Below are 15,309 nucleotides of genomic sequence, written 5' to 3'. Positions count from 1 at the left end.
CTGCCTGCTGGAGCGGCGTAATCGCTGTTTATACGCCGCCGTGTAATGAATATGGCGATTCATTGGTTGGGATGCACGGCGGCTGCCCGTATGTTGACGTTTTCTCTGCTGGATTTCCAATCGTGAATGCCAATACGACCCAATCTTTAGCCTACGCGCCGCTGGCGCGCCGTGCCCTGGGGACGGGCGGGCAATCCGCAAGCCTCGAACGTCAGGCGAGTGCGCCGCTGAAAGACGACGCAGATGCAGAAGCGGCGCCGGGCGAACGTCTGCTCGCCATCGACGGAGTCAGCCTCGAATACCGCAATCGCGAGCGTATCGTTCGGGCGACGCATGAAGTGAGTTTCGACGTCTATGGCGGCGACCGCTTCGTGCTGCTCGGGCCTTCCGGTTGCGGCAAATCCACTTTGCTCAAGGCGATTGGCGGCTTTATCGAGCCGGTGGCCGGCACCATCACGCTCGACGGTCAGACCGTGCGCGGCCCCGGTCCCGATCGCGTCGTGGTGTTTCAGGAATTCGACCAGTTGCCGCCGTGGAAAACCGTGGTGGAGAACATTGCGTTTCCGCTGCGGGTTGCGCGCAAGCTCTCGCGCAGCGAAGCGAAAGCGCGCGCCTTGCATTACCTCGATAAAGTGGGTCTGGCCGCTTTCGCCGATGCCTATCCGCACACGCTTTCGGGCGGCATGAAGCAGCGCGTGGCGATTGCGCGCGCGCTTGCCATGCAGCCGCGCGTGCTGCTGATGGACGAACCGTTCGCGGCACTCGACGCACTGACGCGCCGCAAGATGCAGGAGGAACTGCTGCGCCTGTGGGAAGGCGAGCGTTTCACGCTGCTGTTCGTCACGCATTCGATCGAGGAAGCGCTGGTGGTGGGCAATCGCATTCTCTTGCTTTCGCCGCATCCGGGCCGCGTGCGCGCGGAACTCAACAGCCACGCCTGGTCGCACGCCAGCACCGACGACGACGCCTTTCGCGCAAGCGTCGCCCGCATTCATCATCTGCTGTTCGAGACCGGCACGGACGTGGAGGCACACGCATGAGTACGCCTGTTGATTCATCGGCTATTTCGTCGATTAGTAGCGCGAAACGTCATGGCTTGCCACCGGTGCGCGCCGAATACGAAATCGCCCTGCAACCGGTGCCGCCAGGCGGCGATTCCATCACGCTGCCGCTTGCACGCAGACTCGCCGATGCAAGCTGGCTGCGCCGCAGCTTGATCGCGCTGCTGTTGATTGCCGCGTGGGAGATCACGGCGCGCTTCGTGAACAACGATTTACTGGTGCCCACCTTCGGCGCCACATTCGAGGCCTTCGTACAAGGCATTCTGAGCGGCGAACTGCTCGAAAAGACGGCGATTTCGCTGTCCGTGCTGCTGCGCGGTTATGCGATTGGCGTGGTGCTGGCGTTCGCGTTGACGGCACTCGCCGTGTCCACACGCATTGGCCGCGATCTGCTTTCCATGCTGACCGCGATGTTCAACCCTTTGCCGTCGATTGCACTGCTGCCGATCGCCTTGCTGTGGTTCGGGCTGGGCACCGGCAGTCTGCTGTTCGTGCTCGTGCATGCGGTGCTGTGGCCGCTTGCGCTGAACATGTACACGGGTTTTCTCGGTGTGCCGGCTACGCTCAGAATGGCGGGGCGCAACTATGGTCTCACGGGCCTGCGTCACGTCGCGCTTATTCTGGTGCCGGCGGCGCTGCCGTCGATCATCGCGGGGCTGCGGGTGGGCTGGGCTTTTGCATGGCGCACGCTGATCGCCGCGGAACTGGTGTTCGGCGCGAGCGCGGGGCAGGGCGGCCTCGGCTGGTACATCTTCCAGAATCGCAACGAGCTTTACACCGACCGCGTTTTTGCGGGGCTCGCGGCGGTGATCATCATCGGGTTGCTGGTGGAGCATCTGGTGTTCGATACGCTCGAACGGTTGACCGTGAAGCGTTGGGGCGTGCAGCAGTAAACCCATTGCCGATGCGCTCGATGCCGCTCCTCTTGTGGCTCGCTAAGCCGCACGCTGGCCAAAAGCGTGCGCTTCGATCACCCGCGCAAGCGTAGAAAAAGCCGGCTCGATATTTTCGTGCGGCACGCACGCATAGCCGGTCAGCAGACCTTTGCGCTGCTGCTTTCCCAGGTAGTACGAAGCGAGTGGCCGCACGATCACACCGGCGTCATAGGCGGCGGCCGTGATCTGGCGGTCGTCGCAATGTTCGGGCAGGCCGAGCACGAAATGCAGCCCGGCTTCGTCGCCCATCACCGGCAACGCATCGCCGAAATGCCGCGTGACCGCGTCGATCAGCAATTGGCGCCGCTCGCCATACAGCGTGCGCATGCGGCGCACGTGCGAGGTCAGATAGCCGTCCATGATGAACTCGGCGAGCACGGCCTGCTGCATCAACTGACCTTCGCGATACAACTCCGCCACGGCGGTGCGGAAGGTGGCGGCCAGCCGCTCCGGCACCACCATATAGCCGATCCGCAAGCCCGGAAACAGCATCTTGCCCAGGCTCCCCACATAGATCACGCGATCCGATTCGTCGAGCCCTTGCAGCGAGGCGAGCGGGCGGCTGCCGTAGCGGAATTCGCTGTCGTAATCGTCCTCGATGATCCAGACCTTGTGCTGGCGCGCGTATTCGAGCAAGGTGCGCCGCCGCGCCAGACTCATCACCATCCCGAGCGGATACTGGTGCGAAGGCGTGACAAGCGCCATACGCGGCGGATGGCGCAGATCGGCGTCGCCAGGATTGAGGCCTTCGGCGTCCACCGGTATCAGCGAGAGTTCGATGCCCGAAGCCTGCAACACGCTGCGCGCGCCCCAATAGCACGGTTCTTCCACCCACGCGCGGTCGCCGTGATCGGCGAGCAGGCGCACGGCCAGGTCGATCGACTGATGAATGCCGGTCGTGATGATGATCTGGTCGGGCGAGCAGCGCACCGAGCGCGCCACCCGCAGATAGTCCGACAAGGCGCGCCGCAGCGGACGATAGCCGCCGCCCGGCGCGTAGGTGAGCAGGTCGTGGCTCACGGACTTCCACAGGCGCGATTGCAGGCGGCTCCAGGTGCGCGCGGGAAACTCGGCGACATCCGGCACGCCGGGCATGAAGGCGCCCCATTGCTTCGCCGATACGCCCGCCTGGTCGATCAGACGCTGGCCGCGCACGGACATGTCGCCGCGCGGGCAGGCGGCTTTGGCTTCCTGAGCGGCGGGTTCGTCGCCCGATCCGGCGGACCCTTCGCCGTCGTCCTCCGCGCGCGCCACGGGGCGCGGGCCGACGGCGGCCGTGTCGGGCCGCGTGTCGGCTACATAGGTGCCGCTGCCGGTGGTCGAAAGCACATAGCCTTCGGCGCTCAACTGGTCGTAGACGTGCACGACCGTATTGCGCGCGATACCCAGATCGCCCGCGAGCGTGCGCGAACTGGGCAGCTTGGTGCCGGGCGCCAGTTTGCCGGTCAGAATGGCTTGCTGCATCAGGCGCAGCAACTGGCGATAGACCGGCTCCAAGCCGCTTTTATCGAGCTGCGCGGCCAGCCAGTCGGACAAAATTACCATCGCGTCGCCCCGCCAAAGTGGTTCTATCAAGAATAATGAAATGGCTCCATTGAATGGAACCGGAACCGACTATAGTAATCCGCACGTCAGGTTCGCTTCACACCTGCGACAGCATTTATTTAATCGCGCCGGATCGACAGCGCGCGGCAATACGGGAACAAGGACAGGAGACTGGGCGATGAAGCAATCGGACGTGATCGTCAGCTTTCGCGGTGTGCGCAAGACTTACGACGGCGAAACCCTGGTGGTGAAGCAACTCGATCTGGACATCTATCAGGGCGAGTTCCTGACGCTGCTCGGACCGTCCGGCTCGGGTAAGACCACTTGTCTGATGATGCTGGCGGGTTTCGAATTCCCCACCGGCGGCGAGATCCGCCTCGAAGGCAAGCTGCTCAACAACGTGCCGCCGCACAAGCGCGATATCGGCATGGTGTTCCAGAACTACGCGCTGTTCCCGCATATGACGGTCGAGCAGAACGTGGGCTATCCGCTGGGCGTGCGCAAGGTGCCGGCCGGCGAGCGCGCCGCGCGCGTCAACGATGCGCTCAAGATGGTGCGCATGGAAAGCTTCGCGAAGCGCTATCCGGCGCAGCTTTCGGGCGGCCAGCAGCAACGTATCGCGCTGGCGCGCGCGCTGGTGTTCCAGCCCAAACTCGTGCTGATGGACGAACCGCTGGGCGCGCTCGATAAACAGCTGCGCGAACATATGCAGTACGAACTGAAATCGCTGCACGAGAAGCTGGGCGTTACGTTCGTCTACGTCACGCACGATCAGGGCGAAGCGCTGACGATGTCGGACCGCGTGGCGGTGTTCGACAAGGGCATCGTGCAGCAGCTCGACAGCGTGGACCGTCTGTATGAATCGCCGTGCAATGAGTTCGTCGCGAACTTTATCGGCGACAGTAATCGCCTGCGCGGCAAGATCGCCGCGGTCGAAGGCGAGTTCTGCGAAATCCATCTGGCCGACGGCACGCGCCTCAAAGGCCGCAACGTCGCGGGCGCCCAGGCGGGCGCCGACGCCATCGCGTGTATCCGCCCCGAGCGCATGAAGCTCGCCGCCCAGGGCGCGGTGAACGGCGCCAACGCGATTGCGGGCGAGGCGCGCAGTCTGATCTATTACGGCGACCACGTGCGCATGCGCTGCGGTCTGCCCCAGCAGGACGAGTGCTTCGTGAAGGTGCCGCTCGGCACCGAGGCGCTCGCCGGTTTCGCGCCCGGCCAGCCGGTCGCGCTCGAGTTTGCGCCCGAACATCTGCGCGTGTTCGCGTGAAGACGACCGGGCCGCGCCATGCGTGCTGAAGGCCCGGCAAGACAAACCACCAAGGAGAAGGGACTCACCATGAAGAAGATCGGCAACATGCGCGTTGCGGCGGTCGCGGCCACGCTCGCACTCTCGTTCGGCGCGGCGCACGCGGCGGAACTCACGGTCGTGAACTTTGGCGGCGCGAATGGCAACGCGCAGAAGGCGGCCTTCAACGAGCCGTACCAGGCGCAGTCGGGCACGAAGATCGCCACCGTCGAATACAACGGCGAGCAGGCCAAGGTCAAGGCGATGGTCGAAGCGAAGCACGTCAACTGGGACGTGGTCGAAGTCGAAACCGGCGATATCGCGCGCGGCTGCGACGAAGGCCTGTACGAGAAGCTCGACTGGTCGAAGCTCGGCAACAAGAGCGACTTCATGAAGGCGGCGCAGCAGCCGTGCGGCGCGGGCTTCTTCGTGTGGTCCACGGCGCTGGCCTATAACGCCGACAAACTCAAGACCGCGCCCGCGAGCTGGGCCGACTTCTGGGACACCAAGAAATTCCCGGGCAAGCGCGGCATGCGCAAGGGCGCGCAGTACAACCTCGAATTCGCGCTGATGGCCGACGGCGTGGCGCCGCAGGACGTCTACAAGGTGCTCTCGACGAAGGCGGGCCAGGACCGCGCGTTCAAGAAGCTCGACGAACTCAAGCCGAATATCCAGTGGTGGGAAGCGGGCGCGCAGCCGCCGCAGTTCCTCGTCGCCGGCGACGTGGTGATGTCCACGGCGTTCAATGGCCGTATCGACGCCGCGCAGCGCGAAGGCAAGAACCTCAAGGTCGTGTGGAACGGCAGCATCTACGATCTGGACTACTGGGCAATTCCGAAGGGCACGCCGAACAAGGACGCGGCGCTCAAGTACATTGCCTACACGCTCTCGCCGAAGCCGCAGCAGGAATACGCGAAGCACATCGCCTACGGTCCGGTGAACGAAAACGCGATCAAGGCGCTCGACGCGAAGACGCTGGCCAATCTGCCGAATTCGCCCGCCAACGGCAAGAACGCGGTGCAGCAGAACCTCACGTTCTGGACCGACCACGGCGACGAACTGGAGCAGCGTTTCGCTTCGTGGGCAGCGAAGTAAGCGTGGGGATCAACGCGTCGATCAAAGCATGATCGGCGCGTGAACCGTTGACGTACCCGTTGTGCGGCGCGTGCCGCACGACGGCGGCAGTGCAGGAGACCTGATGTGACAACGATGACAAGCGCAACCCACGTAGCCGATGACGCCGGCGAATCGAGCGCGCGCCTCAAGCGCGAACTGCGCCTCGCGCAGGCGAAGAAGCGCACGATGGCGCTGCTGCTGGTCGCGCCGCTGGCGATTTTTCTGTTGCTGATTTTCGTCGTGCCGATTGCGGCGCTGCTCACCCGCGCCGTGCAGAATCCCGAAGTGGCCACCGCGCTGCCGCACACGGTTGCGGCGCTGCACGGCTGGGACCGCAAGAGCACGCCGCCCGATGCGGCTTACGTCGCGCTCGCGCAGGATTTGCAGGCTGTGCAGGACGGCGACGCCATGGGCGCGCTGGCCCGCCGCCTGAACGTGGAAATCGCCGGCTATCGTTCGCTGGTGGCGAAGACCGCCCGCGCCATGCCGCTCGCCGACGACGACGGCAAACCGCTCACGCTCACGCCCGCGCAGACGCACGCCAAGATCGTCGAACTCGACGACCGCTGGAACGACGTGACGTACTGGCAGGCCATCGCGAAGAATAGCGGCCGTTATTCGCCGTTCTATCTGCTCGCCTCGCTCGACCACAAGCAGGACGCGTTCGGCAGCATCGTGCCCGCCGACCCCGAGCAGCAGATCTACCTTTCCGTATTCGGCCGCACCTTCGTGATCAGCGTGTTCGTCACTCTGTTCGCGCTTGCGCTCGGCTATCCGCTCGCTTACTGGATCTCCACGCTGTCCGAGCGCCGCGCGAATCTCGTGATGATCCTCGTGCTGATTCCGTTCTGGACGTCGATTCTCGTGCGCGTGGCCGCGTGGATCGTGATCCTGCAAAGCGAGGGCCTCGTGAACAAGGCGCTGCTCGGCACCGGCATCATCTCCGCGCCGCTCGCGCTGCTGTTCAACCGCGTGGGCGTCTATATCTCGATGACGCACATTCTGCTGCCCTTCATGGTGCTGCCGCTCTACAGCGTGATGAAGTCGATTCCGCCGACGTACCAGCGCGCCGCGGTATCGCTCGGCAGCCATCCGTTCGCGGCCTTCTGGCGCGTGTATGTGCCGCAGACCTATCCGGGCATCGGCGCGGGCGTGCTGCTGGTGTTCATCCTTTCGATCGGTTACTACATCACGCCTGCGCTGCTCGGCGGTCCGGCCGACCAGATGGTGAGCTATTACGTGGCCTACTTCACGAACGTGTCGATCAACTGGGGCATGGCGTGCTCGCTCGGCGCGCTGCTGCTTGCGGCCACGACCGTGCTGTATTTCGTCTACGTGCGCTTCACGCGCACGAACCTGAGCCTCGGCTAACGGGGGCAACGACATGAAATTCGCGAAACCGCTTTTTGCGCCGCATACCTCGGGCATCGAACGCATCTGGTATTTCACGCTGCGCGGCCTCGCCGTGCTCACGCTGCTGTATCTGATCCTGCCCGTGCTGGCGATCGTGCCGCTGTCGTTTTCGTCGAGCACGTTCCTCGTTTATCCGATTCCGGGCTGGTCGCTGCGCTGGTACGAAAATCTCGTCATGTCCGACGAATGGCGCATGGCGGCGAAGAACAGCTTTATCGTCGGGCCGCTGGCGACGGTGGTGGCAACCGTGCTCGGCACGCTGGCGGCCATCGGGCTGAACAAGGCCGACTTCCGCGGCAAGTCGCTGCTGATGGCGATCCTCATTTCGCCGATGATCGTGCCCGTGGTGGTGGTGGGCGTGGGCATGTATCTGTTCTTCGCGCCGCTCGGACTGGCCAACACGTATATCGGCCTGATTCTCGCGCATGCTTCGCTGGGTGTGCCGTTCGTGGTGACGACGGTGTCCGCCACGCTCGCGGGCTTCAATCACAATCTCGTGCGCGCGAGCCTGTCGCTGGGCGCGAATCCGGTCACGACGTTCTTTCGCATCACGCTGCCCGTGATCGCGCCGGGCGTGATTTCCGGCGCGCTGTTCGCCTTCGCAACCTCGTTCGACGAAGTGGTGGTCACGCTGTTCCTCGCCGGCGCCGATCAAACGACGCTGCCGCGCCAGATGTTCACCGGTATCCGCGAAAACATCAGCCCGACCATTGCCGCGCTGGCGACCATCCTGATTGTGTTTTCCACCTGCCTGCTGCTTGCGCTCGAATGGCTGCGCGGCCGCAACGCCGCGCGTGCCGTCAAGGCATAAAAGCCCGTTGAGCAAGCGGTGAAATCGATGCCTGCCTGAAAATGTACAGGCAGGCATCGATCTACAATCACATCAGAACTTGTGACGAATGCCGACAATCGCCATCGACTGGCTGCTCGTGCCGCTGCGTCCATACGATCCGATCGAGGCGACCGCAGCCTGTAGCGTGCCGTCGGCCTTGCGCTGCGTGCCGCTGGCATGCTGATAACCGGCGAGCGCATAGACATCGGTGAGCTTCGACAGGTTATAGTCCGCGCCGATACTGATTTCGTTATACGTCGCGGACGTATCGCCCGAAGCCTTCACGAACTCATAGCCAATCCCGCCAAGAAACGCCGGCGTAAAGCGATACGCGAGAAACGTCTTGCCGACGTTGTAGTGCTGCTCGCCCGAAAAACTCGAAGCCGCATCGCTCTGATATTGCACGTTGCTATACGACGCGCCGATCAGCAGCGAACCCAGTGCGTATTGCGCGGCCGCTTCTGCCACGCCCATCGACTTCGCGCTCTGGTAACCCTGGTTGATCGGGCTGACGAATAGCGAATCCGCGCTACTGGCCCACGTCGATCGCTTGACGCCCGACGACGGTTCGTTGGTCAGGCGCATATACATGGCCGCCAGATTGAGCGGGCCGTTTGCATACGACACGCCGCCCGAGTAGGTGTAGCCCTGGCCGGTCTGACCCGCGAGACCGCTGAAACCGTAGACGACTTCGACCTGCAGACCCTTCCAGTTCGGGCTGAGGTACTTGATCGAATTGTTGACGCGCATGTCGTTATCGTTGTTGTCGATATCGCCCGGCGTCGTAAACATCGTGCTGAAGTAGTTGTCGCCGGTGATGGCCTGAATCATGTCGACCGACGCTTCATACTGACGGCCCGCCGTGAGCGTGCCCCAGTCCGCGCTGCTCAAACCCACAAAGGCGCGGCGGCCAAACAGGCGCGAACCCTGGCCCGCTGCGCCGGTATTGATATTGAAACCGCTTTCCAGCTGGAACACGGATTTCAGACCGCCGCCCAGATCCTCCGAACCTTTGAGGCCCCAACGGCTGCCGCTCAGGTTGCCGCTGGACATCGTCACGGCATTCTTGCTGCCGCTTGCGTGGTTGACGTACGCAATACCGGTGTCGGCAACGCCATAGAGTGTCACGCTGTTCTGCGCGTGAGCGAGGCTGGCACCTGCAAAAAGTGCGACGGATACACCGGCGCCTAACGTGTTTCGGGCGGTCTTCTTCATTTGCGTACTCCAGGCTGTAGAGTGTGGTTGGAAATTCGTAGTCCAGATTTATTGGTCAGTCATTCGAGGCAAGCAACGTCATCGCAGACTGCCATCGCCTCGTGAGGGCGATTCGATTCAGAGGCTCAATTGGAGCACGCTAAAACTGCGGATTCGTTCTGTATAAAATCGCCAGACACGCGATTACTGTGCTTTCAGGCTGCGATTCGGCATATGCTGCCGTTTTCGCCATAAGAGGGCGGGGCGCACCACCGTTTATCCGCGATGTACAAAAGTTGGGAATGCGAATAAATAAAAATCCCCAGCAGTTGCCCGCTGGGGATTGAGGTGATTCGAGGTGCGACTCAGGCGCTCAATAACCGAAATCGGCGGTATAAACGTGTTCCAGCGCCTGTCCCGCGCGGTCGGCGAGAATCGTTTTGACGACCTGCCTGGCTTTGCTTTCGCGCGACACCGCAGAAGCAATATGCGAACTCACCCACAGTCTGGGGTGTTGCCACAGCGGATCATTCGGCGCGAGCGGTTCGGTATCGAATACGTCGAGAAACGCGCTGTGCAGATGCCCGGCATCGAGGCTCGCCACTACGGCCTGAAGATCGACTTGCGGTGCGCGTCCCACGTTGATCAGCGACGCACCGCGCGGCAGCGCAGCCAGAAAACCGCTGTCGATCAAACCGCGCGTGGCGGGCGTATCGGGAAGCAGATTGACGACGATATCCGCGCCCGCAACGCAGGCGTGCAGCCCGTCGTCGCCGGCAAAGCTCTCGCACTGCGCGATCTGCTTGGGCGTGCGCGCCCAGCCTTTGACGCGAAAGCCATTGACCGCGAGCCGCTGGGCGCACGCCACGCCCAGATTGCCCAGGCCGAGAATCGCCACGGTGGTTTCGCTCGCGCGCCGGCCAACGAGGCCTTCGTCCCAGCGCCGCGCCATTTGCGCTTCGCGCAACAGCGGAAAGTCGCGCACGATGGCATAGGCGCAGGCGGTGACGAAGTCCGCCATGCGCTCGCCGGTTTCGGGCGTCACCATCCGCACGATCGGCAAATGCGCGGGCACCGAAGGATCGCGGGTAATGTGGTCCACGCCCGCGGCGCTGCTCAGGATCGCGCGCAGGGCGGGAAACTGGGCGAGGCGTCCGGGCGTCGGTTCCCAGACCATGGCGTATTCGACTTTCGCGGGATCGAGCGCCGGATCGTCCCAACCGACGATTTCCAGTTCGGGCAACAGTTCGCGGTAGAGCGACCGCCATTGCGGCAGCGCTTCCGGTCCGCCCGATTTGACGACCATTAGCATGGATAGGTCCATATGAAATGCGCCTGGGTCCGGTCGCGAAGCCGTTCTCGAACGCGCTCCCGAACCCAGGCGTGGCCTTAGCGGGCCTAAGCGGGCCTTGGCGGACTTTAGCGCGCCTTGGCCGATACCTTCGTTACCGCGTTGCGCAGGATCGTCAGTGCTTCGTCGAGGATTGCGTCGCTCACGGTCAACGGCGCCAGCAGACGCACCGTGTTGCGGTGCACGCCGCATTTAATCACGAGCAGGCCGTCTTCACGGCATTGATCGATGACGGCCTGGGCGAAATCGGCGTCGGGCTGGAACGGATCGCCGCCGCGCACGAATTCGAGCGCCGCCATCGGGCCGAGGCCGCGCACCGTGCCGATCGCGGCGTGATCGCGCGCGATCTGTTCAAGACCCGCGTGCATCTTCGCGCCGAGCGCGCGGCCCTTCGCCAGCAGCTGTTCTTCTTCGAACACGTCGAGCACCGCAAGCGCCGCCGCGCAGCCCAGCGGGTTGCCGCCATACGTGCCGCCCAGGCCGCCGGGCAGCGGCGCGTCCATGATCTCCGCACGGCCGACGATACCCGAAATCGGCAGGCCGCCCGCAAGGCTCTTGGCAACCGTGATGACATCGGGCTGGATACCGAAGTGCTGGAAACCGAACATCTCGCCGGTGCGCCCGAAGCCCGCCTGGATTTCGTCGCAGATCAGCACGATGCCGTGGCGCGTCGTCAGTTCGCGCAGCGCCTGCATGAACTCCTTGCCCGCCGGGAGGAAACCGCCGTCGCCTTGCACCGGCTCCAGAATGATCGCGGCGACGCGCTCCGGCGCGATCTGCGTGGCGAACAGATCTTCGAGCGAGCGGATCGCATCGGCGGCGCTGAAGTTGCGGTAGGCGTCGGGATAGGGCGTGTGATAGACCTCGCCCGCCATCGGACCGAAATTCTGCTTGTACGGCGCGCTCATGCCGGTGAGCGTCGAGCCCAGCAGCGTGCGGCCATGAAAGCCGCCACGGAAGGCGATCACGCCCGGCACCTTGCGCCAGGCGCGCGCGACCTTGATGGCGTTCTCGACGGCTTCCGCGCCGGTGGTCGAAAAGAACGACTTGTAGTGTTCGCCGTTGCCCACGAGCGTGTTCAGGCGTTCGGCCAGTTGCGTGTAGACCTCGTAGCCCACCACCTGGAAGGCGGCGTGCGTAACCTTCGCCATCTGCTTCTGCACGGCTTCGATCACGCGCGGATGGCTATGGCCGATGTTCTGCACGCCAATCCCGCCGACGAAATCGATAAAGCGGCGGCCTTCGACGTCCCACAGTTCCGCGCCTTGCGCCTTGTCGACGAACAGCGGATGAGCGGTGACGACGCCGCGCGGCACGTGATGCTGGCGATGTTCGATGAGGGTTGGGTTGTCGCGGGTCATGTCAGGTTCTCTCTTGAGGGTGCGTTACCGCATTCAGACGGTGTTGAGCAAAGGTGAATGAGTCATGTCAAAGGCTGGCCGCTACGCGGAATCGTCCGGGCCGGAGCGCACAGGCGGGTTCGCATTGGCGATTGCCTGCGCGAGATGCTGCGCCGTGCGGCCGGTGAGCTTGCCGATCTGCGTGCGGCAACTGAAACCGTCGGCGACCACGATGGCGTTGGCGGGGAGCGCCGCGAGCTTCGGCACCAGTTCCTTTTCGCCGACGGCTTTCGCCACTTCCGCGGTCTTGTGGTGATAGCCGAATGCGCCGGCCATACCGCAACAACCGGTATCGAGCACTTTCGCGCCGAGGTTTTTCTCCGCGCCCGCGCCGCCGCATGCTCGCTGATGGCAGTGCGTGTGCACATGCACAGGCTCTGCGCCATGGCTCGCGCCGGGCAGGTCTTTAGGCAACTTCAGCCCACGTTTCTGGGCATATTCCGCCACGGTGATGCACGCGGCGGACAGATCGCGCGCAAGTTGACCGGCTTCGGCATCGTGGCCGATCAAGGCCAGCATTTCGTCGCGGAACACGGAAAGGCAGCTAGGTTCGAGAATCAGCACGGGGACGCCGGCGGCAACCGGCGCGCGCATCATCTCGACGATGTCGAGCAGGTTCTTCTTCGCCGCGTCGAGCAGGCCGACGTCGTAGAGCGGACGCCCGCAGCAGACATGACGCGGCGTGAGGCGCGGCGTGCCGCCTGCGGCTTCGACCACGCGCAAGGCGGCGTCGAGCACGGCGGGCGAGAAGCCGTTGTTGAACGTGTCGGTCCAGACGACCACGTCCTGCGCGCCGAAGTGGCGCGGCCACGGCGCGATGAGCTTTTTCGCCGCTGGCGTGTCGCGAAAGGCCTGCCGCGCGACAGGCGGAAACGCGGCGCCCGGCGCGAGACCAAAGCGCTGCGATGCCTTCCTGACGAACGGCTGGCGCATTGCACCGTTAACGAGCCCGCTCACACGCGTGGCAACCGGCAGCCACGCGCCGATGCGGCCCACCGCCGCCTCCATCAACGGACGGCGGCGCGTCTTGTAATAGCGGTGCAGGAACTCCGCGCGATACTTCGGGATATCCACGTGCGTGGGGCAATCGTTCTTGCAGCCCTTGCATGACAGACACAGATCCATCGATTCCTTGACGGCTTCGGCGTTGGACGTTTCGTCAATCACCTCGCCGTTGAGCATCTCGAAGAAGAGGCGGGCGCGGCCGCGCGTGGAATTGCGCTCCTCGCGGGTGGCCTTGAAGCTCGGGCACATCGTCCCGCCGTCCATCGAGCGGCACTTGCCCATGCCGATACAGCGTTCGGTTTCGCGTCCGTAGCCGCGTTCTGCGGGCACATCGGCGGGCGCGTCATTGCTATCGGTTTGAGCCGCCATCGGATACGTGAACATGCCTTTCACGTTGCCCTGGCGGTACTGCGGGCCCATACGCAGGTTTTCGTCCACCGGCATGGCGTCGATCAGCTTGCCGGGGTTCATCAGCCCTTGCGGGTCCCACAGCGCCTTGAATTCGCGGAACGCCTGCATGAGGCGCGGCGTGTACATCAGGTGCAGGAATTCGCCCTTGGCCTGACCGTCGCCGTGTTCGCCGGAGAGCGAGCCCTGATACTTGACCACGAGGCGCGCGGCTTCATCGAGAAACGAGCGCCAGTCGCGCACGCCCGTGGCCGAGCGCAGATCGAAGGTAATGCGCGAATGAATGCAGCCATCGCCGAAATGGCCGTACAGATTGGTCTTGTAGCCGTAGCGCGCCACCAGCGCGGTGAATTCGCGCAGATACGCACCGAGCAGCGCGGGCTCGACGGCGGCGTCTTCCCAGCCGACCACCGGGTCGGGCGCTGAAGGATCGCGCGACAGCGAAGTCGCGGATGCGCCGGTTTCGCGTATCGTCCACAGCCGGTTCATCAAGGCCGCGTCTTCGACGAAACGCACGCTCGGGCGTTGCGGAAATTGCTGCGCGGCCTCGGCCATCGCGCGCGCCTGGGCGATGGCGGCTTCGCGCGTGCTCGCGCCGAATTCGACCAGCAGCCAGGCGTCGCCCGCCGGCAGTTCGGCGATGTCGTCGAGCTTGAGCCCCAACGCCTTGAGGCCGCCGACGATGCCCTGGTCCAGCCCTTCCATCGCAATTGCGCCCAGCGGCAGCAGATGCGGCACGCTATCGGCCGCATCGAAAATCGTCTCGAAGCCGAGCACGACCAGCACGCGCTCGGGCCGTCCTTCGACCAGCGTGACCTGCGCGCGCATCGTGGTGGCCAGCGTGCCTTCGCTGCCGACCAGCGCACGCGCGATATTGAAGCCGTTCTCCGGCAGCAGTTGATCGAGGTTGTAACCCGAGACGCGGCGCTTGAGCTTCGGAAAGCCCGCGCGGATATCGTCCGCGTAGCGTTCGGCCAGTTCGCGCAGACCCTTGACGATGCGCGCGCGCTCGCCGCCTGCGGCGAGATGGTCGGCGTAAGCGGCGTCGTCGGTCGGGCCGACCCAGAAGCGCGCGCCGGTTGCCGTCAGCACGTCGAGCCGTTCGATGTTCTCGACGGTCTTGCCCGCCATCACCGAATGCGCGCCGCACGAGTTGTTGCCGATCATGCCGCCCAGCGTGCAGCGGCTATGCGTGGCGGGATCGGGGCCAAAGGTCAGACCGTGCGTGGCCGCGGCTTTTTTCAGCTGATCGCAGATCACGCCCGGTTGCACGATGGCGTGACCGCTTGTGGCATCGATGGCTTCAATCGCGTGCAGATACTTCGAATGATCGATACAGATGGCGGCGTTGACGGCCTGACCGCACATCGACGTGCCCGCGCCGCGCGGCAGGATCGCCACGCCGAGTTTCGCGCACAGTTCGACGGTGGTTTTGAAATCGTCGATAGTGCGTGGAATCACGACGCCGATGGGCGGCTGGCGGTAATTCGATGCCTCCGACGCATACATCGCGCGCGTGGCCGGATCGAAGCGGATCTCTGCCGTGGTCTGCGTTTCGAGTTGCTGACGCAGCATCAGCATCTGGTTGAGATCCGGCGCGCCGGCGGTCTTGAGTCGTGTCATGGAGCGGTATGCGATGGGTGGCCAGTGCGGCGTTTTCCACTACGAAGCAGCGTTGCCGCGTTGCTGCAACTGAAGCAGCACGTGAAGCAGTATAGAAATGCCGCGTGTGCACAAATAATTGAAAACGCCCCTGGCCAC

The 15,309-nt window shown here is 64.0% G+C and carries 11 protein-coding genes; 6 read left to right on the top strand and 5 right to left on the bottom strand.

Going from position 1 to position 15,309, the window contains the following annotated elements; translation table 11 throughout:
• The first annotated feature begins 62 nt into the window (after positions 1-62).
• Both G3N59_RS07905 and G3N59_RS07900 read left to right on the top strand, forming a co-directional pair.
• Entirely contained in the window at positions 63-1,040 is a 978-nt protein-coding gene (locus G3N59_RS07905; protein WP_241023261.1) for an ABC transporter ATP-binding protein, read from the top strand.
• Entirely contained in the window at positions 1,037-1,954 is a 918-nt protein-coding gene (locus tag G3N59_RS07900) for an ABC transporter permease (RefSeq protein WP_205982008.1), read from the top strand. Before G3N59_RS07905 ends, G3N59_RS07900 begins: the two co-directional genes overlap by 4 nt.
• Before the next feature lie 42 nt (positions 1,955-1,996).
• Here the strand turns inward: G3N59_RS07900 and G3N59_RS07895 are convergent, their stop codons facing one another.
• A complete protein-coding gene (locus G3N59_RS07895; RefSeq protein ID WP_205982007.1) occupies positions 1,997-3,541 on the bottom strand; it encodes a PLP-dependent aminotransferase family protein in 1,545 nt (514 codons plus the stop codon).
• Positions 3,542-3,719: 178 nt separating this feature from the next.
• On the opposite strand from G3N59_RS07895, the gene G3N59_RS07890 reads away from it, so the two are divergent.
• From G3N59_RS07890 to G3N59_RS07875, 4 genes are all read left to right on the top strand, one after another.
• A complete protein-coding gene (locus tag G3N59_RS07890) occupies positions 3,720-4,811 on the top strand; it encodes an ABC transporter ATP-binding protein (RefSeq protein WP_205982006.1) in 1,092 nt (363 codons plus the stop codon).
• An 87-nt stretch (positions 4,812-4,898) separates the two neighbouring features.
• Positions 4,899-5,924 carry an ABC transporter substrate-binding protein gene (locus G3N59_RS07885; RefSeq protein WP_241023287.1) on the top strand — a complete coding sequence of 342 codons (1,026 nt, stop codon included), beginning with the start codon at positions 4,899-4,901 and terminating at the stop codon, positions 5,922-5,924.
• 114 nt (positions 5,925-6,038) lie between these two features.
• The gene (locus G3N59_RS07880; RefSeq protein ID WP_205982253.1) at positions 6,039-7,316 is read left to right on the top strand and encodes an ABC transporter permease; all 1,278 of its coding nucleotides are present in this window, start codon (positions 6,039-6,041) and stop codon (positions 7,314-7,316) included.
• Positions 7,317-7,329: 13 nt separating this feature from the next.
• The gene (locus G3N59_RS07875; protein WP_199124206.1) at positions 7,330-8,169 is read left to right on the top strand and encodes an ABC transporter permease; all 840 of its coding nucleotides are present in this window, start codon (positions 7,330-7,332) and stop codon (positions 8,167-8,169) included.
• A 72-nt stretch (positions 8,170-8,241) separates the two neighbouring features.
• Here the strand turns inward: G3N59_RS07875 and G3N59_RS07870 are convergent, their stop codons facing one another.
• The 4 genes from G3N59_RS07870 to G3N59_RS07855 all read right to left on the bottom strand — a co-directional run bounded on the left by G3N59_RS07870 (position 8,242) and on the right by G3N59_RS07855 (position 15,171).
• The gene (locus tag G3N59_RS07870; RefSeq protein ID WP_205982004.1) at positions 8,242-9,405 is read right to left on the bottom strand and encodes a porin; all 1,164 of its coding nucleotides are present in this window, start codon (positions 9,403-9,405) and stop codon (positions 8,242-8,244) included.
• A 352-nt stretch (positions 9,406-9,757) separates the two neighbouring features.
• On the bottom strand, positions 9,758-10,696 hold the full coding sequence (locus G3N59_RS07865) for a glyoxylate/hydroxypyruvate reductase A (protein WP_205982003.1): 939 nt from the start codon (positions 10,694-10,696) through the stop codon (positions 9,758-9,760).
• Between the two features lie 107 nt (positions 10,697-10,803).
• Positions 10,804-12,096: a 4-aminobutyrate--2-oxoglutarate transaminase gene (gabT, locus tag G3N59_RS07860; RefSeq protein WP_205982002.1), complete on the bottom strand. Its 1,293-nt coding sequence runs from the start codon at positions 12,094-12,096 to the stop codon at positions 10,804-10,806.
• A gap of 81 nt (positions 12,097-12,177) precedes the next feature.
• Entirely contained in the window at positions 12,178-15,171 is a 2,994-nt protein-coding gene (locus G3N59_RS07855; RefSeq protein ID WP_205982001.1) for an FAD-binding and (Fe-S)-binding domain-containing protein, read from the bottom strand.
• Positions 15,172-15,309 lie beyond the last annotated feature (138 nt).

This window comes from Paraburkholderia sp. Ac-20340 (assembly GCF_017104965.1).
GTDB lineage: Bacteria > Pseudomonadota > Gammaproteobacteria > Burkholderiales > Burkholderiaceae > Paraburkholderia.
Note: the sequence above shows the minus strand (reverse complement) of the source record. Positions and strands in the feature narration are given on the sequence as shown.

Bases quoted from the DNA above. Each gene is read 5' to 3' on its own strand.
- G3N59_RS07890 (WP_205982006.1), top strand. From the start codon at position 3,720: ATGAAGCAATCGGACGTGATCGTCAGCTTTCGCGGTGTGCGCAAGACT.
- G3N59_RS07880 (WP_205982253.1), top strand. From the start codon at position 6,039: ATGACAAGCGCAACCCACGTAGCCGATGACGCCGGCGAATCGAGCGCG.
- gabT (WP_205982002.1), bottom strand. From the start codon at position 12,096: ATGACCCGCGACAACCCAACCCTCATCGAACATCGCCAGCATCACGTG.
- G3N59_RS07870 (WP_205982004.1), bottom strand. From the start codon at position 9,405: ATGAAGAAGACCGCCCGAAACACGTTAGGCGCCGGTGTATCCGTCGCA.
- G3N59_RS07900 (WP_205982008.1), top strand. From the start codon at position 1,037: ATGAGTACGCCTGTTGATTCATCGGCTATTTCGTCGATTAGTAGCGCG.
- G3N59_RS07855 (WP_205982001.1), bottom strand. From the start codon at position 15,171: ATGACACGACTCAAGACCGCCGGCGCGCCGGATCTCAACCAGATGCTG.
- G3N59_RS07885 (WP_241023287.1), top strand. From the start codon at position 4,899: ATGCGCGTTGCGGCGGTCGCGGCCACGCTCGCACTCTCGTTCGGCGCG.
- G3N59_RS07865 (WP_205982003.1), bottom strand. From the start codon at position 10,696: ATGCTAATGGTCGTCAAATCGGGCGGACCGGAAGCGCTGCCGCAATGG.
- G3N59_RS07895 (WP_205982007.1), bottom strand. From the start codon at position 3,541: ATGGTAATTTTGTCCGACTGGCTGGCCGCGCAGCTCGATAAAAGCGGC.
- G3N59_RS07875 (WP_199124206.1), top strand. From the start codon at position 7,330: ATGAAATTCGCGAAACCGCTTTTTGCGCCGCATACCTCGGGCATCGAA.